Raw genomic sequence first — 23,517 nt, 5'->3', positions numbered from 1 at the left:
CCGATGGAGCCGCAGTTGAGACGAACCCGCTCCCCCTTCAGCGCCATCCGCGCGATCGACTACACCGTCATCTTCGTGCGCGACATGGCCGCGATGCGCCGCTTCTATGAGGACGTGGTCGCACTACCCCTGCTGCGCGAGCTGTCGCCGAACTGGATCGAGTACGGCATCGGCAGCAATACGCTGGCGCTGGCACGGCGGAGCCGCACCGCCGGCGATGCACCGACGCCGGCGGGCAGCGCCTCGCTGCAGCTGGCCTTCAAAGTCTCCGCAGCCGAGGTCGATGCCTGCGCCGACGAACTCGTGCGGCAGGGCGTGGCGCTGGTGTCGCCCCCGACGACCAGTCCTTCGGCCACCGCACGTTGTTCTTCCGCGACCCCGACGGCAATCTGCTGGAGGTCTATGCAGAGATCTGAGCGCAGGCCGTGCCCCAAAAGTTCCCGGTGGCTGCCTCGAAGTATCCACGCGGAGGTGAAACTTAGGCCCCGGTTCCGGCTTTCACTTCGCGGGAGAGGTGACGTGAAGCAAATCCTGAAACCAGTCACATACGTCCTGGCCGCGATCTACTTCCTGGTGGATGCGGTCTTTATGGCCGTGGCGGCGCCGATCGCGCGCTGGATCGGGCGGCATTTCGACTTCAGGCGTTTGCGCGGCTGGATCAGGTCCCTGCCGCCTTATCCGTCACTCGCTTTGTTCTCCGTGCCCGTCATTATTCTGGAGCCGGTCAAGCCGGTGGCTGCCTACCTCGCTGCAACCGGTCAGGTCGTGAGCGGTGCGGTGACGTTCATGGTCGGCGAATTGCTCAAGCTGGTGCTGGTCGAGCGCCTCTTCCACCTCACGCGCGACAAGCTGATGCGGATCCCGGCCTTTGCCTGGGCTTACGGAAAATACGCCGCCGCAAAGGATTGGCTGCAGGCCACCGAAGCCTGGCGCGCGATCCGAACCGTGAGCCTTGCGGTGAGGGGCAGCGTTGCCCGGGCAAGAGCAAGGCTGGTCAACGGCTTCAGCAGGCTCGCGACCTCGCGCGACTAAAGGGTGCTCGCGCGAATTTTTCTTCCCTCGTGCACGATCCCCGCTAAGACAGTCCAGTGCGCCCCGGAGCGATCGGGCGTGGACATGAACCGATCAGGGATACAGGGACCATGGCGAGCGATGCGAACGTTCAAGCCGGCCAGTGCCATTGTGGCGCGGTGCGCTTCGAGGTGACACTCAGCGACGGCTTTAGGTCGATCCGCCGCTGCACCTGCTCCTATTGCCGCATGCGCGGCGCCGTGGTTGCCATGGCGGCCATGGGCGGGATCAAGTTCCTGCAGGGCGAGGAGGCGCTGACGACGTACCGCTTCCACACCGGCTCGGCACAGCACTTCTTCTGCTCGCGCTGCGGAATCTACACCCACCACCAGCGCCGGTCCGACCAGAGCCTCTATGCCGTCAACGTCGCCTGCCTCGATGGGGTGAGCCCGTTCGATTTTGCCGAGGTGCCCGTCATGGAGGGCGTCAATCACACCAATGACACCGGCAAGCCGACGCGACAGGCAGGCACGCTTCGCTTCATCCCGGCCGACTAAGGTTGCCAGCCTGCCATACGGGTCCTACGCGAGCTTGCGCGCTGCCGCGGTCGCCTTGTCGCCGGTGTTCGGCGTCCCTGTCGGCTCTATCAGGAGCAGGTGAACCTCTTCGCGTGCCACCGGGCGATGCTCGACGCCTTTGGCGACGACATAGAGTTCGCCCGGGCCGAGCGTCACGGTGCGGTCCCGCAACTCGATGTCGAGCTTGCCCTTCAGAACCAGAAAGAAATCGTCGGTGTCGTCGTGCTTGTGCCAGGTGAACTCGCCCTTCACCTTCACCACCATCACGTCGCAATCGTTGAAGGTCGTCACCGTGCGGGGCGACCAATGATCCTCGAAGCTCGCGAGCTTGTCGGCGAGAGATATGCTGTCAGCCATGTTTTACCCGTTGCTGTCTCGTGAGGCACGATTTGGGGGCGCGAGCTGGCGCGACAAGACCGTAGCCGTTCACCGGTGAATCTTGCGGGATCGCAGCGAATTCGGGAACTGTCACCGTAGCGGGCTATTTGACGTATCCGGACAACATGGCCTGCGCCCATTCGGGACGGTTGTTGGCGAGCGCACGCGCCGCTGCGGCTTCCCAATCATATTCGAGGGCCAGGAGTTCGACCCGCCAGCCCCTCTTTTTCTTTGTGAGTATCGCGTAGCGTGCGTGAGGCGAGCGGTACTCGAGCTTTGCGGCAAACGGAATGTCCGCGAAGACGGGGCAACCGACGCTTCCGGGATTGAGAACAAGGCAGTCGCGAGGTCCGTGGACCGCGGCCTGACGGTGGCTATGGCCACACAGCACGACGCGCGCCGTCGGCTCGCTCGCGAGGCGCGTCGCCAACACCTCGCGGCGTGCCGGCACGAAGCGGCCGTCGTCGAGTGATTCCTCCAGCAGACACGCCGTATCGTCTTCGGGCGTGCCGTGGCAGGCCAGAATTCCCTCGTCCAGCTGCAGGCGGGAAGGCAGGCCGTGGAGCGCCCGACGTTGCTCCGCGGTCAATGCGCGACGCGCAAACAGGCCGGCCGGCGAAAGCTTGTCGTCCGGAAACTCTTCGATCCAGCGGTCATGGTTTCCGCGCACGGTCGGCAACGAGAGCGATTGCAGAGCTTCGAAAGTCTCTTTCGGCCACAACGGGCTGGTGACGCAGTCGCCGAGGTTCACCGTACGATCGACGCCCTGCGCCTTGATGTCGGCCAGCACGGCCTCCAACGCAGCAAGGTTGCCGTGGATATCGGAAATGACTGCCAATCGCATCGTGTGCTCCTACTACGTCGCCTGAACTCGGCTGGCCGGACAGATCTAACATCGGTCGGCAGGACGAGCACCAGCTAGGTGCGATCGGCCCCGCTTTCCTTTACAACCGTCGCGCCCACCACTCTCGTCCCATCGAGCTCCCTTACGATCCGTTCGTCCGGCTCGACAATGCCGAGGTCGAACTCGCGATCCGGCGCGATCAGGATCATCCGCCGGCCGACGATCACGACCACTGTCATGTCGTTGCGCTCGCCCTCCGCCGCCCATGCGCGGATGTCACCGGCGTAGGGCTCCCGTCGCCAGGCGTTGGGGGAGCCCGCGTCGTACCGGACCTCTATGCCGTCTTCGGACGTGGTCAGGACGAGTTTTGACCGGCTCGGCTTCCAGCGCTCGTCGAGGAGGTCGTTGACCAGCCAAAGGCAGGCGAAGTCCTCACATTCACGTGGTCGCGTGGTGTAGATCGCGCAGCCGCGGCCGGGCCTGCAATGGCTGGCACCAGGCGCTCGCCGGCTTCGCCGTCGCCTCGATGGCCATCACCTTGCAGCAGAGCGTGCAGTCGCCGCAGCTGCGTTTGGCGGAGGACGTCACGCGGTCATTCCCATGCGATCCGGTTGGTCTTAAGTTAGTGGAGGTGGCGGCAAAAGTCCCCTGCAACCTCTAAGGCGCGGCTCTCTTGGCGAAGCCATGCATGATAGGCATGGTGATTTCCGGGCTCTTGGCGTAAAGAGCGCCCAGATCAAATCCAGCGTGCGGCCGGGCCGTTCGCCGCGCACGTCAGCTTTAGGCCCGCCGGTCCGCCGTTTGCGCGCCTGAATTAACCAAGGTTTCCCATCCCGTGTCTCTTCCGGCCCTGACCCCGCCGCTCGCCCGCGCTTTGGCCGAGCGGAACTATGATTCACTGACCCCCGTCCAGCACGCCGTGCTCGCCCACGAAGCGACCAGCCGCGACCTTCTGGTCTCGGCCCAGACCGGCTCCGGCAAGACCGTCGCTTATGGACTGGCGATCGCGAAAGATCTCCTCGATGACGCCGAGCGGTTCGGGGCGGCAGCCGCACCGCTCGCCCTGATCGTGGCGCCGACCCGCGAGCTCGCGATGCAGGTTCAGCGCGAGCTCGCCTGGCTCTACGGGCATGCGGGTGGGCGCGTGGTCTCCTGCGTCGGCGGCATGGACCCGCGCCGCGAGCAGCGCGAACTGGCGGCCGGCGCCCATATCGTCGTCGGTACGCCCGGCCGGCTCTGCGACCACTTGCGTCGCGGCCGCCTCGACATCTCGGAATTGAAGGCGGTCGTGCTCGACGAGGCCGACGAGATGCTCAATCTCGGCTTTCGCGAGGACATGGAATTCATCCTCGAGACCACGCCGGAGACGCGCCGTACCCTGCTGTTCTCGGCGACGTTCCCACGCGGCATCGTCGCGCTGGCGCGGCAATATCAGCGCGACGCATTCCGGATCGAGGTCGCCGGTGACGAGGGGGGTCATGCCGACATCGAGTCCCGCGCGATCCGCATCGCGCCCGCCGACGTCGAGCATGCCGTCGTCAACGTGCTGCGCTTCTACGAGGCGCCGAGCGCGCTGGTATTCTGCAGCACGCGCGATGCGGTCAGGCATTTGCAGGCGGCGCTGCTGGAGCGCGGCTTTTCGGTCGTCGCGCTCTCGGGCGAATTGACGCAGAACGAGCGCACCCTGGCGCTGCAGTCGCTGCGGGACGGGCGCGCGCGCGTTTGCGTCGCGACCGACGTCGCCGCCCGCGGCATCGATCTGCCGAGCCTCGACCTCGTCATTCATGCGGACCTGCCCAACGACGCCGAGGTGATGCAGCACCGCTCGGGCCGCACCGGGCGCGCGGGTCGAAAGGGGACAAGCGTCCTGCTGGTGCCGCCCGCCCGCCGGCGGCGTGCGGAGCTGCTGCTCAATCTCTCAGGCATCGAGGCGGCCTGGGGCACGGCGCCGCAGGCGGATGAAATCCGCAAACTCGATCATGAGCGCATGAAGGACGTGTTGTTCACCGAGGAAACGACGGCTGACGATCTCGCATTGGCGCAGGCGCTCCTGGCCGAGCGGTCGGCCGAGGACATCGCGGCGGCGCTGGCGCGGCTTTATCGCGCACGGCTGCCGGCGCCGGAAGACATCATCGATCCCGGCGAGCGACCCAGCCGGCCGCGCGACGAGCGCGGGCGCGACAGATTTGAAGGCGGCGACGATCGTCCCGGCAAGCCGCGATCGAAATCCGGGAAGCCGTCGAAGCACGGCATGGCGGAGGGCAGCGTCTGGTTCCGCGCCGCGATCGGTCGACGCAAGAATGCGGAGGCGCGCTGGCTGCTGCCGATGATCTGCCGTCGTGGCGGCATCGACAAGCGTGATATCGGCGCCATCAAGATCATGGACACCACCACCGAGTTCGAGATTTCCGAGCGGGTCGCAGAGTCCTTTGCCGCAAAGATCAAGCGTCCCGACAAGGAAGACAGCATCCGCATCGACCCGATGGCGGACGCACCACGGCAGGAGCCTTTGGAAGAGCGGTCACACGCGCCTCGGCGCGAGGGCCGCGACAGCGATCACCGTGAACGTCGCGACGATCGTCCGCGCGACAAAAGTGAATTCAGGCCACGCAGCAAGCCTCACGGCGAGCGCGCGCCGAAATTCGACGATGCTCCGTCTTTCGGTCAGAAGAAGCACAAGAACAAGCCGGGTCGCGCCGAGCCGTCGGTTACACCGTGGCCCGCGAAGGGCGCGCCCGGAAAGAAGCTGAAGAAGAAAAAGCATCGCGGCTGAACTGGCACCGTTCAGCACGGACGGAAATGATGCCGCCGGATCGTGCCGGCGGCATCACCCGAAGGGTCAGGTGTGAGTTCAGCGGCCGCCGCCGCCACCGCCACCACCTCCGCCGCCACCACCACCTCCGCCGCCGCCGGCGTCGCGCATCGACGAGCTGTAGCGCGGGTCGGTCTGCTTCATGTAGGTGGGCGAGGTATCGTTGGCGATGCGACCGACCAGGCGGCGTGCGCGGCCAGGGGTCGACGACTCCGCGACGATGCCGCAGCTTTCGAAGAAGGCGAACTGGCAGCCATCGGTTCGATGTGGCGCCGCGTTGGCGCCGGTCGTTGCGAACGCGCTCGTCGCAACGCATGCAGCAAAGACAACTTTCGACAATGTGAGCTTCATGGATTTTCTCCAGCCTCGATTCGGCGAGACCGGAACGGCTCGCACACCCCTTCGACGGGGCCCGCCCGGACCCGGTTCGAGGGGGCGACTTCACGCCCGCGTGAGCCGGCCCGGCGGAGAGGGGGCTATGCCGCGGCGAGGTCGCGCAGCATATAGGTCGCGCCTGGCCCGTAGGAGGCGAGCTTTGCGTGTAGCTCCGCATCTGCGGTGACAGGACGAAAGCCGAGATGTTTCCACAGCGGCCGCGTGGTGTAGACCGACACCAGAGCAAGGGTCGCGATGCCGGCTGCGCGCGCGAGCTCCTCGACCTCAGCGATATAAGCGCGCAGAACGCCGCCGCGCTGGTCTGGCAGCACGGCGACATCGTGCACATAGAGGCAGTCTGCAGTCTCCGGCAGCCGCCCGAGGAAACCGTCGAGCGGCGGGATCTGGTGCTGCGTCCAGGGATGCGCGAGGCCGTAACCGGCGACCGCATCGCCCGCAACGAGCACGCGGCAGCCGGGAGGATAGAGCTGCATCTTCTCCATGAACACTTCGGGGCTCTCAGGGAGATCGGGATGGATCCGCGCTGCGATCGCTGCGATCGCGCGGAAGTCGGCTACGCGCGCGGGGCGCCAATGCGGCTTGCTCATCTCGATCCGTCGTTCCGTCTCACATCATCCAGTTTATTCCACCACGCCACCGCGCGCAGCGAAAAATTTCTTGGCCGCCGTTTCAGGAATACGACGCCTCGCCCGGCGTCCTATCCATGCAAGCCAATTGCATGACAGGAGACATCATGACGTTCTCGATCCGCCTCGCGCTGACGCTCGCACTTTCGCTCGCGATCGTTCCCACAGCCTTCGCCGCGCCGCCGGCCAAGACCGGCAAGACCGACAAGGGCAACGTGCTGACCGATGCCAAGGGCATGACGCTCTACACCTTCGACAAGGATGCGGACGGCAAATCGGCCTGCAACGGTCCGTGCGCGACGAACTGGCCGGTGCTGAAGGCCGAAGCGAGCGACACCGCCGGCGACGGCTACACCATCATCACGCGCGACGATGGCTCCAAGCAATGGGCCTACAAGGGCAAGCCGCTCTACACCTTTGCCAAGGACCAGAAGCCCGGCGATGTCACCGGCGACGGCTTCCTGAACGGTGCCTGGCATCTGGCGATGCCGTAACGCCCCTCGACGCAGACACGGCGCGCCGGCTGTCGCAGGCGAGGATCGGCGCGCTGCCGTGTCCTTATCTCGGATATTCGAGCTGCATCGCGACGAAGTCGGCCGTGCGTGAACCGTAACGCGCATCGATGGCGTGCAACGTCTGGTCCAATGCGCGAGCCGGCGGCAGGTCGACTGCGGCCGGCGGCGTCTGTTTCGCCGGCCAGTCGGTTGCGACCTTGTCGGGCAGGATGCGAAGACCGCCGCGACTCGTCTGCGCCTCCGCATTGGCCGCGAAGGTGAGGGCACGCGAGCGATAGGTGCGCGACCACGCATCGGCGATCAGCGCGAGCGACACTTCGTCGATCCCTGGCGTCAGCGCGATTCCGAGCTGCTCGCGGTTCCAGAAGGCGAGCGTGTTGGCGATCGCCGTCAGCGCGAAGGGGCGTGTGAACTGGAACGCCTCGCTGCGGTGGCGCGCATCCCACTGCGCAAGACCGATCTCGCGAGCGACCGCCTCCGCCTTGGCCCGGCCGGCGATGGCCTCGACCAGGGTCAGCGCCATCGGCATGGACGCAGTGATGCCGGTCGTCGTCGCGACGCCGCGGTCGACCACCAGCCTGCGGTCCGCGACATAGCGGATCGCGGAATGCTTTTGCAGGTCGCGCACGGAGTACCAGTGCGTGGTGGCCTGCCGGCCGTCAAGCAGCCCGGTGTTGGCGACGACCTTGGCGCCGACGCAGACGCCGATGACGATCGCGCCCTTGCCGGCCTGGCTTCTGATCCACTGCAAGGCCACGGCATCGTCTTCACGGCTCATCGCCGGCACGATGACGTAATCGGCGCCATCAGGATGCGCCGCATCGAACTCGGCGATGGTCGCGTGCGGCTGCACCCTCAGCGCGGGATAGAGGGCAACGGGTCCGGGCTGCGTCGCCAATGTGAGGACTTCGGCGATGTCGGCGCGCGCGAGGATGCCGTAGGGCATCAGATAGTCGGTCGTCTCGCTCATGTCGTTGATGCCGACGATGGCGATCAGCGGACGCTTGCGCTTCGGCGGCTTCAGCGCCGCAAGCGTCGCCTCGCTCTCGTCCTTGGATATCGCAGGCGCGGCTCCGCGGGCCGGCGAGCCAGGCAGCAGGGACAGCCAGGTTCCGCCGATCGCCACCAGCAGCGCCACGCAGCCGAGCGCGCTCCATGCCAGAATTCGCCAGCTCATGCGGTGTCACCCAATCGTCGTTACTTCACGCGAGGCGGAAACTATCCGCTCGCGGCACGATCAGGAATGACGCAGATCCCGCAAAAACGGTCGCGGGCACCAGCGCGATCAATTGTCACGGAGAGGGACTACCTCAGCCCTTCATACACCATCAGCCCGCGTGCGATCTGCAATTTCCGGATCGCGCGCGGCAGCAGTTTCTCCGGCTGGTGCAGATAGCGCCAGGAGGTGAGGGTGAAGGCTGAAAGCGCGCCGCATTCGTCGTCGAACGGCGCGAGCACGCCTGTCACGCTCACCGGCGTGTGCGGGCGGGCGTTGAAGGGCAGCAGCAACAGCTCGAGATAGGCCTTGCTGCCGTCTTCGCGCGCGGCCGTGACGCCGGCGATCGCACCTAGCGCTTCGTCGGCGACGATGGTCGCGATCTCCTCGATCTCGCTACGGCTCGCATCATCGAACAGGGCCGCAAAGCTCTGGTCCTTGAGGTCACACCCGGCCAGCGCGCAGACGCGCGTGCCGGCGACGCGGAACGGGAAGCCGAGCTTCGGCTCGCAGGAGAGCACGAAGATGTCGCCGAGCAGGCCACGCACCGCGGCCGGGTCGATGTCGGCCCGATCAGGGGCCCGTGCAGCGCCGCGCTTGCTGTCCCAATACGAGAAGAACGCGCGGCTTGACGGATGTTTCATGTCTGACGCTTACCCGGGCGCAACCTGATGAGACAAACCTGTCCCGCTTCAGTGCAGCCACGATCCCTTGTGTTGTTGTGCAGGAGGGGATTTGCAGCGTCCATGCCGAGCGGGCGTTTTCGCCCCCGTTCAGGCGGTCTTTGCGTTGTTAACGTTAAATTAACTATGCGCTTTGCGGCGCGCGCGGCGCTGCTATGGTGACCGCGGTCGCAAGCCTCGCCGCTTTTTCTCCAGGTTCTCGGCGAGGTCTGTACACGAGGCGTCAAACAGTTTGGCCACGGGCCGGGGAGGGGTGGGGATACACCTTCATTCCTCCGGCATCGGAAGGCCGACACGGACAGGCAGGGCTTCCCAGGGCCCTGCCTTTTCCTTTTTTCAGGCACAGGCGCTCGTACCCCGGACGCAGCGCAGCACTTCGCGGGCGACGAAGCATCGTCCAGTCGTGATTCCGCGCCTCGCCGCTCAAAACGAGCCCCCTGGTCGAGGATTTCCTTTTGTGCACTTGCGCAGGGGCGGGAAAGGCGACTATCTGCAAGTAGATCGCTCCGATCGCGCCTGAAAGCGAAGCTGCCTTGGATTCCCCGCCGCAAGATTCGTCGCAACATCCTCAGCCGGGCCTGCCGGCCGTCCATGAGGAGGTTCCGCGGGAGCCGGTCCTGACGCTGCCCGGGGCGCTGACGGCCTATATCGCCCTCCTGGCGGTGATCCATCTGCGGGTGCTGCTGCCGCCGGAGCTCGAGAACTGGACCATCGACGTCTTCGGCTTCATTCCGAAGCGCTACGATTCCTCTCTGCTCAATCTGCAGATCCCAGGCGGCGCCGGGGCGAAGGTCTGGACCTTCGTCACCTATTCGCTGCTGCACGCCAACCTGACCCATCTCGGCTTCAACGTGCTGTGGCTGCTGCCATTCGGCAGCGCGCTGGCGCGGCGCTTTGGTGCCGTCAGATTCTTCCTGTTCCTCGCGGTGACGGCGGTGGCCGGCGCGCTCGCCCATCTCGTCACCCATGAGCATGCGGTGGCGCCGATGATCGGCGCCTCGGCCTCGGTGTCGGGCGCGATGGCAGCCGCCATCCGCTTCGCGTTCGTCCGCGGCAGCTTCCTGTCGTTCAACCGTTCGGACGCCGATACCGCAGCAAGGGTTCCGGCGCTGCCGCTGTCGCGCGCGCTGCGCGACGGACGGGTGGTCGGCTTCCTCGCCGTGTGGTTCGGCGTCAATATCATCTTCGGCGTCGGCGCGATCGGGGTCGATGCCGAAACCACGAGCGTCGCCTGGCAGGCGCATATCGGCGGCTTCTTCGCCGGCCTGTTGCTGTTCACCCTGTTCGATCCCGTGCCGCGCGTGCGAAGCGATGCTGCGGATGCGTCATCACAGGACGTTTCAGACCGTATCTGAAGCGACGCTTGCGGCGCGGCCCGAATTCATCCATCATTTGCCGGAAGAATGTTCCGAAGCAACAGGCCCATGGAGGCCGCGCTTCGCAAAGCGCCCGAGCGTGAAACCGGCGCCAAAACTGTTAGTTGAAGACTCGAAGAACAAGTCCTGACCGCCAACAGGCGGACGGCTCGGATTCAGGGAGGCGACAATGACGGTACGTTCCATTCTCAACACCAAGGGGCACCAGATCATGAGCGTCGAGCCGGACGCCAAGCTGGCTGCCGCGGTCAAGCTGCTCGGTGAGAAGAAGATCGGTGCGGTGCTGGTGATGAACCAGAGCCGGCTCGAAGGCATCCTGTCGGAGCGCGACATCGTCCGCGTGCTCGGCGAGCGCGGCGCCGGCGTGCTGGAAGAGCCGGTGGCTCAGGTCATGACCCGCAAGGTCGTCACTTGCAAGGAGACCGACACCGTCGCCGAGCTCATGGAGATGATGACATCGGGCAAGTTCCGCCATCTGCCCGTGGTCGACAACGGCAAGGTGGTCGGCCTCATTTCGATCGGCGACATCGTCAAGCGTCGCGTTCAGGAATACGAGTCCGAGCAGGAAGCCCTGCGCGACTACATCAAGACGGCCTGATCAGGCCTCTTCGCCCGCTTTCGGCGCGGTGCCTTCGGGCGCCGGGGCCAGCACATGGATCGCCTCCTGGATCGAGTCCAGCGCGCGCTCGGCGGCGCGCGTGCCATGTGCGATCAGGTCTTCGGAGCGGTGAAAGTCGAACCAGCCGAATTGGCCGACCCGTGGCGTGATCAACAGATCAGGCGGATCGCCCGCGAGGCGGGCACGGGTAATGCGGTCCTGCATGATGTTGAAGGCATCCACCATCACCGAGGAGATGCCGGGCCGGCCGTTGCCGCCGAAAAACTCGCGCTTCACGGTCTTCTCGGGCGAGAACAGGCGCGAGAACCGCCGTTTGGTGCGGGGCTCCTCGGCCGCCGGCGAGGCCGGCTCGGGCTTTGCGCCGTGCGAATAGATCGTCGTGGAATGGGTGAAGATGTCGCTGGAAAGATTTGCGGCGATGACGATTTCGGCGCCGAGCGCGCGGGCGGCGGAGACCGGCACCGGGTTCACCAGCGCGCCGTCGACCAGCCAGCGGTCGCCGATCAGCACGGGCGCGAAGATCCCGGGCAGGGCGTAGGACGCCCGCATCGCATCGACCACGCGACCGCGTGTCAGCCAGATCTCGTGGCCGGTGCGGACCTCGGTCGCGACGCTCGCGAACTTGATGGGCAGGTCCTCGATCAGGATCTGCCCGATCGCCTCCTCGAGCCGGGTCGCCAGCTTTTCGCCGCCGAGCAGGCCGGAGCCATTGAGGCGGATGTCGAGATAGCCGAGGATGTTGCGCATGCCCTGCAGGCTGCGCCCCCAATCTTCGAACGTATCGAGCCGGCCGGCCGCATGGAGGCCGCCGACCACGGCGCCAATGGAGGTGCCGACCACCACATCGGGCACGATGCCGTTAGCAATCAGGGTCCTCAGGATTCCGATATGGGCAAAGCCGCGCGCCGCGCCGCCGCCAAGGGCAAGGCCGATCACCGGCCGGCGGATGCTGCCGAGACCCACCTTCTCGCCATTCGAGCCGTTCGCGCTCCGGCCTTTCAATCTGTCCAGCACCGAAACTCTCCTACGCCGGGCCAGCCCTCATCGTCAGACTAGGCACCGCACTTGCCTTCCGCCATATCAGGCGCGAAGCATGGTTTATGCCGCTTTGGAAAGGGCACGGGGCAAGAGTATGGCGAGGGGCGGTTGCCTCCGGACTAATCACGCAGCCGTCAACCCGGTTCCACAGAGGGGGACCGAGGCCGTATTTCCTGGGGTTTCAGAGGCTTGAATTTGCCGCGTTTTCAGTGAAAAGCAGGGGCATGACACGCGGGGGTGACGGCATCATCGGATGGCGGCGCAGCGGCAGGCTGCTGCCGGCGCTGATGTTCGTCGCGGGCCTGGTTACCTCAGGCCAAAACACTGCGCAGGCGCAGCTTTTCTCCGATCGTCCGCCGCCGGTGCCGCCGGCTTCGGTGCCCGACCCCGGCGGCGCCGTCAGCCTGGCGCCGCCCTCCGGGCCAGGCGCCGGCCCTCCGAGCCTGCCGCCAACCCTGATGCAGCCGGCCACGCCCAGCATGCCGCCGCCCGCGGTCACGACCGTGCCGCCGGCCGCGCCGCTCAATGCGGCGGCGCCCGGACAGGGCGTGCTGTCGCTGACCGCGAAATACGGCAAGGACACACCGACGATCACCAGCGGGCTGGTCTGGCGTGTGTTTGCCGACCGTCCCGACGAGAACGGCACCTTCAAGCTGATCCGCGAGGACCGCAATGCCTCGCCCAATATCGTCCTGCCACCCGGCAATTACGTCGTGCACGTCGCCTTCGGCCTGGTCAGCGCGGTGCGGACCGTCAGCCTGAAGGCCGAGACCGACCGCGAATCCTTCGTGCTGCCGGCCGGCGGCCTGCGCATCGAAGGCCGGGTCGGTACCAGCCGCATTCCGCAGAACCAGATCTCGTTCGCGATCTACAAGGGCAGCCAGTTCGAATCCGGCGAGCGCGCCTCGCTGGTGCCGAACGTCGCCGCCGGCGACGTCGTGCTGATACCGGAAGGCACCTATTACATCGTCTCCAACTACGGCGACGCCAACTCGGTGGTGCGCTCGGACATCCGTGTCCAGGCCGGCAAGCTCACCGACGTCACCATCACCCACCGCGCCGCCGTGATCACGCTCAAGCTGGTCAGCGACAAGGGCGGCGAGGCGCTCGCCAACACCGCCTGGTCGGTGCTGACCCCGGGCGGCGACGTCATCAAGGAATCGATCGGCGCCTTTCCGCGCGTGGTGCTCTCGGAGGGTGAATACCGCGCCATCGCCAAGAACGAGGGCAAGGTCTACGAGCGCGGCTTCAACGTCGTGAATGGCGTCGATGGCGAAGTCGAGGTCGTCGCGCGCTAAAGCGCGATGAGATTTAGATAATCGTCATCGCGCTTAAGGTTGTTGTTTGCGCGTGATCATTCCGGAAAACCGCTTCGCATTCTTCCAGATCATGCTTTAGGGCCTGGATGCCGCCTCTGCGAGAAGCTGGACGGGCGCCGCTCGCACGACATTTCTTATTCCGCGCACGATTGATCCATCTCCTATTACCGTCGCCGTCCAGGGCACGGATACGCGGAAGCTCTTTGGCATCAATACCAGTATTCTGTTGTGAATACTTGCTTCCGGGCTGCTTCTCAGAAGCGGAATAAACACCGGCCTCGTCGGCTTATTCCGGGCGCGTCGCTTGTTCATCACAGCCGGTGGAAGATACGTATTTCCGATAATCAATTTTATTCGCTTTCCGTCGCGCTGCGATATATGTCGGGCATCCGTCTAACGGAGGAGGCCGGAGCAGGCTTGTGCGTCTGCGAGACCGGCAGGGAGCAGGGGACCAAGCTCGGCGACATGTTCGAAGTGATCCTCACCAGGCGCAAACGGTTCGGCTGGCGATGGCAGGTGTGCGACCAGTCCGGCAAGATATTTGCTGACGGCTTCGAGCGCACCCGGCCGTCCGCCAAATACCATGGCGAGCGCGCGTTGTTCTTCCTGTTGTCGCAGGCCTATCTGCGCAACCGCTCCGCCGCGTCCAGCGAGGACTGATCGCGCGCCAGCCTTCGTTCGCTTCACCTCACACATCGACGACCAGCTTGCCCTTGGCGGCGTGATCCCTGATCAGCGCATAGGCCTCGCCGACGTTCTCCATCGTGAAGCGCCTGGGATCGAGCAGCGGCACGAGCTTGCCGGCTTCGACGAGGCGCGTGGCCTCCGTCATGATCTCGCCATGGTGCGCGCGGCCTTCGCCCGACAGCAGCGGCAGCAGCGTGAAGACGCCGGAATAGGTGGCGGCGCGGAACGATAGCGGGGCAAGCGCGTGCGTCCCCCAGCCCAGTGCACTCACCACATGGCCGAAGCGGCGCACCGCTTCAAAGGAGGCGTCGAGCACCTTGCCGCCGACGGTGTCGTAGACGACGTCAAAGCCGCGGCCACCGGTATGCTGCGCGACATAGGCTTCCACCGGGCTGTCGCGGTCGATGAACACCGCGCCGAAATCTTCGATGGTGACGCGCTGCGCCGCCGAGCCCGTGGCGAACACAGCCGCCCCGAAGGCGCGTGCGATCTGGATCGCGACATGACCGACGCCGCCGGCGCCGCCATGGATCAACACCTTCTGGCCCGCCTTCAGGCCCGCGCGGTCGATCAGGCCCTCCCAGGCCGTGATGACGATCAGGGGCAGCGCGGCAGCTTCCCGCATGCTGAGATTGGTGGGCTTCAATGCAAGGAGATCGGCATCGACCGCGGCGAACTCGGCCAGCGATCCCTGGACGCCGCCGACGCCTCCGGTCATGCCGTAGACTTCGCCGCCTGGCTTGAACTGCGTTACCTCGCGCCCGCTGCGTTCGACGATTCCGGCGAGATCGATCCCGGGAATCGCCGGCGGCGGATGGCGCGCATGCGCAGCCGTGCCGGCGTGAATCTTGGTGTCGAGCGGGTTGACGCCGCTCGCCTGCACCCGCACCAGCACCTCGCGCGGGCCGATCTCGGGTCTGGAGATGGTCGAGAGACGCAAGGGCGCGTTGTGGGTCTCCAGGACGCCAGCGCGCATCGTCGGTTGTGGTGTCATTGACCATCTTGCTCCGTTGTCGGCTCCGAATATGGCCATGAAATTTTGCATGGAAAGAAACAAGCATGTACGGTCGTCATACATTTATGTATGGGTGGATTTCTGATGGACTGGAGCGATCTGCGCATCTTCCTGGCGATCGCCCGTGAAGGCACGCTCGGCGCCGCCGCGTGCAAGCTCGGCCAGACCCAGCCGACGATGGGGCGGCGGCTTCGCGCGCTCGAAACATCGTTGGGGCAGACGCTGTTCCAGCGCACGGCGGACGGCTTCGTGCTGACCGACGAGGGCACGGCCGTGCTGCGCCACGCCGAGCGGATCGAGGACGAGACACTCGCTCTGCAGCGCCACGTGTCGGGTGCGGAGACGCAGCTCGATGGGTTGTTGCGCCTGTCCTCGTCTGACTGGTTCGGGACGGTGATGCTGTCGCCGGTGATCGCCGCGTTCGGCAAGCGTTACCCCAAGGTGGCGGTCGAGCTTCTAACCGATGCGCGGCTCTACAGCTTGCCGCGGCGTGAAGCCGATCTCGTCTTCCGCATCAAGCCGTTCAGCGAGCCCGAGGTGATCTCCAGAAAGCTGCTGCACATTCCCTACGCGCTCTATGGCAGGAAGGGCAGCAAGCCGCCGCGCGCCGGCGACGGCAGCGGTGTTCGCGTTGTGACCATGAATGCCGAGTTCGCCGACATGCCGGACGCGGTCTGGCTGAAGCGCATGCTGCCGCATGCGGATGTCGCCTCGCGCAGCAACAACAGGCAGGTGCAGGCCGAGCTTTGCGCGGGTGGCGGCGGCATCGCCGTGTTGCCGCGTCCGCTCGGCGACCGCGACCGCCGTCTGGTCGCGCTTGACATCGGCGCGACGCCGCCCGGCCGCGACACCTATGTCGGCTATCATCGCGATATGAAGCGCCTTGCCCGCCTGCGTGCGATGCTCGATCTCGTGATCGAACGGCTGGCTGGCTAGCTCCATCCGGCCGACGACACGACCCCTTGCGTTGCCTGACGGGCAAAACACCCAAGCCCTCGGTCAATCGGCGCGCCAAAAATATTCCACTTTACCGAAATTCGGAAAGGGCGTATGTGTCGCGGCAACCCGGCCCAAGGAAGAGGGGCGTATCGCGATCGTCACGAACGCGGGTCGGGCGGCGGTGGACGCAGGTGACATCGGCGCGAAGAGCTTCGCAGGGCGGAGAGCCGTGAGCGAGAGTGTCGCGCATACGACCGGTGTGATCGGCGTACGGCAAAATCGTGTGGTCCTGGCGCCCGCAGGCTGGCGTCAAGTCTCGCGGTGATGTGGCGGCCCGACCGGGCACGCGCATCAGTCATCCGAGAAGGCGACGGGGGCAATAGTGCAACGCTCCCCGGGGAGAGCACGACATAAGCCGTCAACCCACTGCGCAGGGAAGGCCGGGATGTCCTGGCTACACCTGTATGCCGCTGTGCAGCTTCTTGTTACGCAGGATTCCGCACAGTGGACCTCGGGTGCCAGCGGGCTCCCGGTCTTCCCTGCGCCCTCTTTCAATTACGAGGGTGAAGAGATGAAGCAAAGCTCGGGCGGAAGATGCCGCGAGGATGCGAAGCCATGTCTAGGGTTTTGAGCTGCGTGCCACAATCTCGATCTCGTAGGGTAGCAAAGCGTAGCGTGCCCACGCCCTGTGGCTCATGGAAGGAGTTCGTTGGCACGGCGCTACGCGCCTCTGCCCACCCTACGGCACCACGGCTGGATCTGCACTGGACCGATGTGGAGAGAGACGGGAGCATCGCCTTCGCACCACCGTCATAGTCTCTAACACGCACTAACCAACACCTGACTTAAAACTGTCATAATCGCCGAACGGAACCCGCATCTGCGTGTCTTTTACACGTCGTTAAGTGCGCCTGCATTGGATGCGCGGGAAAGTGCGTTGGGGACTGCCATGAATGCTGCGAAGAAAGTGTCGGGAAAACCGGCCGCCGAAATGTTCGACGACATCCCGGTGCTTCAGCGCAAATGGCGAGCCGCGTTGAAGCCGGGCGAACGGCTGCCGCGCTACGAGGACGTCATGCTCGGCAGTCTCGGACGGCTTGCCGATCACATCGCGCTGCTGAAGAACGACGGTGTGCTCGAGCTGTCGCGCAGCGGCCGCTACGTGCAGAAATGGCTCGGCGAGGAGCGCTGGGACATTCCTGTCGCCGAACTGTCGCCGGATTGCGCCACCGCGCTGTCGGAGGCGGCGACCAGCGCGCTTGCCAACGGGCGGCCGCATCGGGCCAGCGCACATTGCGTGCGCGACGGCATGGTACGGACCTACGACGTGCTGGCGCTGCCGACGGCCTCACGCTGGGGCGCCACGCTGGTCGGGGCTTATATCAACGAGCGCGGCGCGCAGTACAATCTCCTGGACGCCATCTTCGCCTCGACCGATGACGCGGTGATCTCGTTGGCGACGCTGCGCGATGCCGGCGGCAAGCCGTTCGATCTCCAGATCGTGCATCACAATAACAGCGCGGGCGAGCTGCTGAAGGTCGCGAGCGGAAGCCTGTTGTGGCGGCGAATTGGCGAGGGGACCACGCTGCTGGCCTTGCCCGAGATCATGGACTTTCTGCTCAAGGCCGTCGCGGGCGGCCGCGGCGAACAGCTCGAGATCGAAAGCGAGGGCCGGCACCTCCGCCTCAGCGCCACCGCCTTCGCCGACGTGGTCTCGCTGACAATCTCCGATGTCACCGCGCTGAAGCGGCGCGACGCCTCGTTCCGTCTTCTGTTCGACAACAACCCGATGCCGATGTGGGTGTTCGACGCGCAGACCAAGCAATTCCTCGGCGTCAACGACGCCGCGGTACAGCATTACGGCTACAGCCGCGCGACCTTCCTGCGCATGAAGCTGCACGAAATCTGGCCCGAGGACGAGTGGGAAAGCCACGCCGAGGCGCTCGAACGGGTCGGCGATGCCTATCACTCCTCGCGCAACTGGCGGCACTTGCGCGCCGACGGCAGCGAGATCGAGGTGCTCACCTTCGGCCGCCGCGTCGCCTTCGACGCTCGCGACGGCTATCTGGTCGCGGTGGTCGACATCACCGAGCGGCGCAAGGCCGAGGCGCGCATTGCGCACATGGCTCACCATGACGGACTTACCGACCTGCCGAACCGCGAATATTTCCAGGAGCGCCTGAAGCAGGCCCTGGACCAAGCCGGAGACAAGCGCGTCGGCGTGCTCTACATCGATCTCGACCTGTTCAAGAACGTCAACGATTCCTTCGGTCATCCCGTGGGCGACCGCCTGCTCAAGGAAGTCGCCGAACGCCTGACGACGGCGGTTCGCGGCGCCAATCTGGCAGCCCGGCTCGGCGGCGACGAATTCGCGGTGATCCTCGCGGCCGACGTCTCGCCGAACGAGGCTAGCGCCTGTGCTGGCCTGCTGATCGACACGCTGAAGGTGCCCTATGATCTCGACGGTCAGGAGATGGTGATCGGCGCCAGCATCGGCATTGCGCTGTCGCCCGGCGACGGCACGACGCCGGAAGAGCTGATGCGAAATGCCGACATGGCGCTTTACCGGGCGAAGTCCGACGGCGGCGGCGTGCACCATTTCTTCGAGCGCGACATGGACCTCCAGGCGCAGAAGCGCCGCGACATGGAGCTCGATCTGCGGCGTGCGTTCGCTAATGGCGAATTCGAGCTGCACTATCAGCCGCTGGTGTCGATCGCTTCCGACCGCATCTCCGGTTTCGAGTCGCTGCTGCGCTGGCGTCATCCGGACAAAGGCATGATCTCGCCGGCGGAGTTCATTCCCGTCGCCGAGGACATTGGCCTCATCACCCAGTTGGGGGAGTGGGTGCTGCGGGAAGCCTGCGCCGAGGCCGTCAAATGGCCTGCCGATGTCAAGGTGGCGGTCAACCTGTCGCCGGCGCAATTCCGCAGCCGCAACCTGGTTCAGGTCGTGATCTCGGCCCTGGCGCAGTCCGGCCTGTCGCCGCGCCGGCTCGAGCTCGAAATCACCGAGTCGATCTTCCTGGCCGAGACCGATGCCAATCTCGCCACCCTGCACCAGCTGCGCGAGCTCGGTGTCGGCATTTCCATGGACGATTTCGGCACCGGCTATTCCAGCCTGAGCTATCTCAGAAGCTTTCCCTTCGACAAGATCAAGATCGACCGTTCGTTCGTGAAGGATCTGGCGCAGCGGCCCGACTGCGGCGCGATCGTGCGCGCGATCTCCGGACTTGGCCGCAGCCTCAACATCACCACGACTGCGGAGGGCGTCGAGACCGAGGACCAGCTCGACTGGCTCCGCGCGGAGGGTTGCAACGAGGTGCAGGGCTTCCTGTTCAGCGCGGCGCGGCCTGCGGCAGAGATCGCAAAGCTGCTCGCCGATTTCGGCCAGCGCGCCTCACGGGCGGCGTAGCCCCTCCGGGTAGCAATCGTAGACCAGCGCCTTGAACGCTGGCGTGATGCGGCCGCGTTCGGTCTGGGTCTGCTGCATCATGAGGTAGACCATGTCGAGCTTGGGATCGACGCCGAAATAGGTGCCGCTGCCACTGTCCCATTTCAGTTCGCCGAGCGAGCCCGGCGGCGGCGGTTTCGCGTTGCCGGGATCGGTCCGTACCGCAAGGCCGTAGCCATAGCCGAAGCCATCGCCCGGGAAATAGAAATAGTCGCGTCCGACGCCGGAGCCGGGCCCGATATGATCCGTCGTCATCGCCTTGAACGCGGCGGGGCTCAGATAGCGCCGGCCCGCAAACGAGCCGCCATTGAGCAGCATCTGCGAGAAGCGCTGATAGTCGGTTATGGTCGAGAGCAGGCCGCCGCCGCCGGATTGCCATTCCGGATGGTCCAGACGTTCGCGCTCTCCAGCGAGCAGGATGAAATCGTTCTGCAGCGGCCGCGCCATCCGCGCCAGCTCCTCCTCGGTCGCCAACACGAATTTGGTGCTGCTCATGCCGAGCGGATCGAAGATCCGAGCTTTGAGGAACTGGTACAGCGTCTGGCCCGAGATGATCTCGATGACGCTGCCGAGCACGTCGGTGGAATGGCCGTAGCGCCACAGCGTTCCCGGCTGCCGCGCCAGCGGCAGCTCGGCGATGCGGTCGGCGAATTCCCTGTTGTTGAAGGGGCCTGCGAAGATGTTGGCGGCCCTGTAGGCGTGCTCGACCCATTCGCTGCCGATATAATCGTAGCTGATGCCCGAAGTATGCCGCAGCAGATCCTCGATGTTGACGGGGCGGTTCGGTGGGTCGAGGTCCAGCTCGACCGTGCCGCCGGGCAGGGTCACCTCGCGGCCGACCTTGGTTTCGGCAAACAGCGGGACGTATTTCGACACGGGGTCGGTGAGGGCGAGCTTGCCCTCGTCGATCAGCATCATCGCGCCAAGGCACGTGATCGGCTTGGTCATCGAGTGGATGGGGAAGATCGTGTCGGGCGTCATGGCGAGGCCGGTCCTGGTGTCGCGCACGCCGAAGCACTTCATATAGACCGGCTTTCCGCGCTGCTGCACCAGGATGACGGCGCCCGGCAGGCGGCCGCTTGCCACCTCGTTATCGAAGAACGCCGTGATGCGGTCGAGCCCGTCGGGCGAGGGGGCGGGGATGTCCGCGGCTCGGCTTCGCGCCATCGTGCCGGCGAGCATTGCGGCCCCGACCAGAAATTCACGGCGTCTCATCCGGGCTTCCTCCCTCGCCGGGATCAAAGCCGCAAGACGTCGGAGGCGTCAACACAACGTCGATTAAAAACGCGTCACGATTTCCGAAAGGAACGGTCGCGGACGGTCTTCGCTCGGCTTGGTCGGCTTGCCCACGTGAATGAAGCCGGCGAGCTTCTCATCCGGCTTGAGGCCGAGGCCGTCGAGGACGTCGCGGTCGAACGAGAACCAGCCGGTCAGCCAGCAGGCACCGTAGCCGAGCGCGGTCGCGGCCGTGACGATGTTCATGGCGCTGGCGCCCGCCGACAATTCCTGCTCGAACGCCGGCACCTTCGGATGCGGCCTGGTGAAGCTGACGATGCCGATCACCAGCGGCGCGTCCATCAGGCGCTTGCGCTCGGTCTCGACGTCGGCCGCCGGCGCGCCGGGATTCTTCCGCGCAAACACCTTGGCGATCACCTCGCCGGCGCGTGCGCGGGCATCGCCCTCGAAGATGATGAAGCGCCACGGCGCCAGCTTGCCGTGATCGGGCACGCGCGCCCCGATGGTGAGGATCGTCTCGAGCTCGGCCGCCGAAGGGCCGGGCCCGGTCATCTCGCGCGGCTTGACCGAGCGGCGGGTCTTCAGAAGTTCGATGGCATCGGGCACTGCGGTATCCTCTTCAAATGGTCGGCGGGCGTGCCATGCCGAGATAAGCATGCACGCCCGCAACCGGAAGCGAATTTAGATCGATTTCAGGGATCAGAGCGCGCCCCGCGCCCGCTTGACGTCGGGCGGCGTCGCCTCATCGACCAGCGCGGCGATCGCCTCCTCGGTCGTCATCACCTTCTGGCCGTCGCTGCCGAGCCGGCGCACCGAGACCGAATGCGTCTCGGCCTCCTTCTTGCCGACCACGAGCAGCGCCGGGATCTTGGCCAGCGAGTGCTCGCGGACCTTGTAGTTGATCTTTTCGTTGCGCAAGTCGATCTCGACCCGGAGCCCGGCGCGCCGCGCCTGTTCCAGCACCACCTTGGCGTATTCGTCGCCTTCCGAGGTGATGGTGGTGATCACCGCCTGCACCGGCGAAAGCCAGAGCGGGAAGTTACCGGCATAGTGCTCGATCAGGATGCCGATATAGCGCTCCATCGAGCCGCAAATCGCACGGTGCACCATGACAGGCGGTTTCTTGCCGCCGTCATGGTCGATGTAGAACGCGCCGAACCGCTCCGGCAGGTTGAAGTCGACCTGCGTGGTGCCGCACTGCCAGTCGCGGCCGATGGCGTCGCGCAGCACGTATTCGAACTTCGGCCCGTAGAAGGCGCCTTCGCCCGGGTTGATCTCGGTCTTGATGTGATTGCTCTGCGACTGGATCTCGCGCAGCACCGTCGCCATCACGCGCTCGGCGTGATCCCACATTTCGTCCGTGCCGACGCGTTTGTCCGGCCGGGTCGACAGCTTCACGGTGAGATCGCCGGTGAAGCCGAAGTCCGCATAGGTCGACAGGATCAGATCGTTGATCTTCAGGCACTCTTCGGCGAGCTGGTCCTCGGTGCAGAAGATGTGCGCATCGTCCTGGGTGAAGCCGCGCACGCGCATCAACCCGTGCATGGCACCCGACGGCTCGTAGCGATGCACCACGCCGAACTCGGCGAGGCGCAAGGGCAGGTCGCGGTAGCTCTTCAGGCCGTGCTTGAAGATCTGCACGTGGCCGGGGCAGTTCATCGGCTTTAGCGCAAACCAGCGCTTGTCCTCGGCCTCGTCGCCGGCCGACTGCGCCGCGAACATGTTCTCGCGGTACCAGCCCCAATGGCCCGAGGTCTCCCACAGCACTTTGTCGAGGATCTGCGGCGCGTTGACCTCGCTGTAGTCGCCGGTCAGGCGTCGGCGCATATAGGCGATCAGTTGCTGGAAGATGGTCCAGCCCTTCGGGTGCCAGAACACGACGCCCGGGCCTTCCTCCTGGAAATGGAAGAGGTCGAGCTCGCGCCCGAGCTTGCGATGGTCGCGCTTCTCGGCTTCCTCGATCTGCTTGAGATAGGCGTCGAGATCCTCCTGCTTGGCGAAGGCCGTGCCGTAGATGCGGGTCAGCATCGGGTTGTTGCTGTCGCCGCGCCAATAGGCGCCGGCCACCTTCATCAGCTTGAAGGCGCCTCCGACCTTGCCGGTCGAGGTCATGTGCGGGCCGCGGCAGAGGTCGAACCAGTCGCCCTGGTAGTAGATCTTGATCGGCTCCGTGCCGGGAATGGCGTCGACCAGCTCGACCTTGAAGGCCTCGCCCTTGTCGCGGAACACCTGCTTGGTTTTCTCGCGATCCCAGACTTCCTTGGTGAAGGGTTTGTCGCGCGCGATGATCTCGCGCATCTTCTTCTCGATCGCGGCAAAGTCTTCCGGCGTGAACGGCTCGTTGCGGAAGAAGTCGTAATAGAAGCCGTTCTCGATCACGGGGCCGATGGTGACCTGCGTGCCCGGCCACAGCGTCTGCACAGCCTCGGCGAGCACGTGGGCGCAGTCGTGGCGGATCAGCTCCAGCGCGCGCGGGTCGTCGCGATTGACCAGCTCGATCTTGGCGTCGGCCTCGATCGGATCGTTGAGATCGGCGAGCGCGCCGTCGAGCGCCATCGCAACCGTGCGCTTGGCCAGCGAGGGCGAGATGCCCTTGGCGATATCGAGGCCGGTGATGCCCTTGTCGAACTGGCGTTGGGCGCCGTCGGGGAAGGTGAGGGTGACTTTGGGGGCGGGGGTCACGGGCTTCAGATTGCTGAGGGAATATTGGAAGCCGGACTCGGATTTGGGCTGGTCGGTCATTGCTTTTCTCCTGAGGCTCACTCCTGCGAACGAGCG

Annotated in this window: 23 protein-coding genes and 1 pseudogene; 11 read left to right on the top strand and 13 right to left on the bottom strand. The window is 65.4% G+C overall.

The window, feature by feature from the left end:
* Positions 1–3 precede the first annotated feature (3 nt).
* The 3 genes and pseudogenes from X268_RS20020 (at position 4) to X268_RS20010 (ending at position 1,568) form a co-directional block, all read left to right on the top strand.
* Positions 4–416: pseudogene (locus X268_RS20020) on the top strand (VOC family protein).
* A 103-nt stretch (positions 417–519) separates the two neighbouring features.
* Positions 520–1,032, top strand: a complete 513-nt coding sequence (locus X268_RS20015) for a hypothetical protein (RefSeq protein ID WP_128926505.1) — start codon at positions 520–522, stop codon at positions 1,030–1,032.
* A gap of 110 nt (positions 1,033–1,142) precedes the next feature.
* On the top strand, positions 1,143–1,568 hold the full coding sequence (locus X268_RS20010; protein ID WP_128926504.1) for a GFA family protein: 426 nt from the start codon (positions 1,143–1,145) through the stop codon (positions 1,566–1,568).
* A gap of 24 nt (positions 1,569–1,592) precedes the next feature.
* Here the strand turns inward: X268_RS20010 and X268_RS20005 are convergent, their stop codons facing one another.
* From X268_RS20005 to X268_RS40060, 4 genes are all read right to left on the bottom strand, one after another.
* Positions 1,593–1,946, bottom strand: a complete 354-nt coding sequence (locus X268_RS20005) for a cupin domain-containing protein (RefSeq protein ID WP_128926503.1) — start codon at positions 1,944–1,946, stop codon at positions 1,593–1,595.
* 124 nt (positions 1,947–2,070) lie between these two features.
* Positions 2,071–2,811 carry a metallophosphoesterase family protein gene (locus X268_RS20000; protein WP_128926502.1) on the bottom strand — a complete coding sequence of 247 codons (741 nt, stop codon included), beginning with the start codon at positions 2,809–2,811 and terminating at the stop codon, positions 2,071–2,073.
* 74 nt (positions 2,812–2,885) lie between these two features.
* Positions 2,886–3,050 (bottom strand): hypothetical protein, encoded by a 165-nt coding sequence (locus tag X268_RS40065; protein ID WP_245477571.1) that lies wholly within the window; start codon positions 3,048–3,050, stop codon positions 2,886–2,888.
* 199 nt (positions 3,051–3,249) lie between these two features.
* Positions 3,250–3,399 carry a hypothetical protein gene (locus X268_RS40060; RefSeq protein ID WP_245477569.1) on the bottom strand — a complete coding sequence of 50 codons (150 nt, stop codon included), beginning with the start codon at positions 3,397–3,399 and terminating at the stop codon, positions 3,250–3,252.
* A gap of 247 nt (positions 3,400–3,646) precedes the next feature.
* Here X268_RS40060 and X268_RS19990 point away from each other — a divergent pair, with 247 nt between their 5' ends.
* Positions 3,647–5,584, top strand: coding sequence for a DEAD/DEAH box helicase (locus tag X268_RS19990; RefSeq protein WP_128926501.1), 1,938 nt, complete (start codon positions 3,647–3,649; stop codon positions 5,582–5,584).
* 78 nt (positions 5,585–5,662) lie between these two features.
* Here X268_RS19990 and X268_RS19985 read toward each other — a convergent pair whose 3' ends face one another.
* Positions 5,663–5,974 (bottom strand): hypothetical protein, encoded by a 312-nt coding sequence (locus tag X268_RS19985; RefSeq protein ID WP_128926500.1) that lies wholly within the window; start codon positions 5,972–5,974, stop codon positions 5,663–5,665.
* Positions 5,975–6,099: 125 nt separating this feature from the next.
* A complete protein-coding gene (locus X268_RS19980) occupies positions 6,100–6,606 on the bottom strand; it encodes a GNAT family N-acetyltransferase (RefSeq protein ID WP_128926499.1) in 507 nt (168 codons plus the stop codon).
* A 146-nt stretch (positions 6,607–6,752) separates the two neighbouring features.
* On the opposite strand from X268_RS19980, the gene X268_RS19975 reads away from it, so the two are divergent.
* Positions 6,753–7,139 (top strand): COG4315 family predicted lipoprotein, encoded by a 387-nt coding sequence (locus X268_RS19975; RefSeq protein WP_208764383.1) that lies wholly within the window; start codon positions 6,753–6,755, stop codon positions 7,137–7,139.
* A gap of 64 nt (positions 7,140–7,203) precedes the next feature.
* Here the strand turns inward: X268_RS19975 and X268_RS19970 are convergent, their stop codons facing one another.
* Together X268_RS19970 and X268_RS19965 are read right to left on the bottom strand one after the other, a co-directional pair.
* The gene (locus X268_RS19970; protein WP_128926497.1) at positions 7,204–8,337 is read right to left on the bottom strand and encodes a DJ-1/PfpI family protein; all 1,134 of its coding nucleotides are present in this window, start codon (positions 8,335–8,337) and stop codon (positions 7,204–7,206) included.
* A 128-nt stretch (positions 8,338–8,465) separates the two neighbouring features.
* Positions 8,466–9,020, bottom strand: coding sequence for a PAS domain-containing protein (locus X268_RS19965; RefSeq protein ID WP_128926496.1), 555 nt, complete (start codon positions 9,018–9,020; stop codon positions 8,466–8,468).
* A gap of 617 nt (positions 9,021–9,637) precedes the next feature.
* Here X268_RS19965 and X268_RS19960 point away from each other — a divergent pair.
* Together X268_RS19960 and X268_RS19955 are read left to right on the top strand one after the other, a co-directional pair.
* A complete protein-coding gene (locus X268_RS19960) occupies positions 9,638–10,414 on the top strand; it encodes a rhomboid family intramembrane serine protease (protein ID WP_208764467.1) in 777 nt (258 codons plus the stop codon).
* 190 nt (positions 10,415–10,604) lie between these two features.
* The gene (locus tag X268_RS19955; RefSeq protein ID WP_128926494.1) at positions 10,605–11,033 is read left to right on the top strand and encodes a CBS domain-containing protein; all 429 of its coding nucleotides are present in this window, start codon (positions 10,605–10,607) and stop codon (positions 11,031–11,033) included.
* Here the strand turns inward: X268_RS19955 and X268_RS19950 are convergent, their stop codons facing one another.
* Positions 11,034–12,068, bottom strand: a complete 1,035-nt coding sequence (locus tag X268_RS19950; RefSeq protein WP_128926493.1) for a patatin-like phospholipase family protein — start codon at positions 12,066–12,068, stop codon at positions 11,034–11,036.
* 248 nt (positions 12,069–12,316) lie between these two features.
* On the opposite strand from X268_RS19950, the gene X268_RS19945 reads away from it, so the two are divergent.
* Both X268_RS19945 and X268_RS39550 read left to right on the top strand, forming a co-directional pair.
* Positions 12,317–13,390 carry a hypothetical protein gene (locus X268_RS19945; protein WP_128926492.1) on the top strand — a complete coding sequence of 358 codons (1,074 nt, stop codon included), beginning with the start codon at positions 12,317–12,319 and terminating at the stop codon, positions 13,388–13,390.
* Positions 13,391–13,828: 438 nt separating this feature from the next.
* Complete coding sequence (locus X268_RS39550) at positions 13,829–14,071, top strand: hypothetical protein (protein WP_245477567.1); 243 nt, start codon at positions 13,829–13,831, stop codon at positions 14,069–14,071.
* Between the two features lie 28 nt (positions 14,072–14,099).
* Here X268_RS39550 and X268_RS19935 read toward each other — a convergent pair whose 3' ends face one another.
* Complete coding sequence (locus tag X268_RS19935) at positions 14,100–15,092, bottom strand: zinc-dependent alcohol dehydrogenase family protein (protein ID WP_430648232.1); 993 nt, start codon at positions 15,090–15,092, stop codon at positions 14,100–14,102.
* Positions 15,093–15,197: 105 nt separating this feature from the next.
* Between X268_RS19935 and X268_RS19930 the strand changes: the two genes are divergently transcribed.
* Positions 15,198–16,049 carry a LysR family transcriptional regulator gene (locus X268_RS19930; protein WP_128926491.1) on the top strand — a complete coding sequence of 284 codons (852 nt, stop codon included), beginning with the start codon at positions 15,198–15,200 and terminating at the stop codon, positions 16,047–16,049.
* Positions 16,050–17,001: 952 nt separating this feature from the next.
* Entirely contained in the window at positions 17,002–19,464 is a 2,463-nt protein-coding gene (locus tag X268_RS19920) for a putative bifunctional diguanylate cyclase/phosphodiesterase (protein ID WP_128926490.1), read from the top strand.
* Here the strand turns inward: X268_RS19920 and X268_RS19915 are convergent.
* From X268_RS19915 to thrS, 3 genes are all read right to left on the bottom strand, one after another.
* Positions 19,450–20,718, bottom strand: a complete 1,269-nt coding sequence (locus X268_RS19915) for a serine hydrolase domain-containing protein (protein WP_128926489.1) — start codon at positions 20,716–20,718, stop codon at positions 19,450–19,452. The two genes, X268_RS19920 and X268_RS19915, sit on opposite strands and share 15 nt — an antisense overlap.
* A gap of 63 nt (positions 20,719–20,781) precedes the next feature.
* Positions 20,782–21,345 carry a nitroreductase family protein gene (locus X268_RS19910; protein ID WP_164937825.1) on the bottom strand — a complete coding sequence of 188 codons (564 nt, stop codon included), beginning with the start codon at positions 21,343–21,345 and terminating at the stop codon, positions 20,782–20,784.
* 93 nt (positions 21,346–21,438) lie between these two features.
* A complete protein-coding gene (gene thrS / locus X268_RS19905; RefSeq protein WP_164937824.1) occupies positions 21,439–23,481 on the bottom strand; it encodes a threonine--tRNA ligase in 2,043 nt (680 codons plus the stop codon).
* Between the last annotated feature and the right edge of the window lie 36 nt (positions 23,482–23,517).

This window comes from Bradyrhizobium guangxiense (assembly GCF_004114915.1).
Lineage (GTDB): Bacteria > Pseudomonadota > Alphaproteobacteria > Rhizobiales > Xanthobacteraceae > Bradyrhizobium > Bradyrhizobium guangxiense.
The sequence above is the reverse complement of the archived record's forward strand: the minus strand, read 5'-3'. Positions and strand labels throughout refer to the sequence as shown.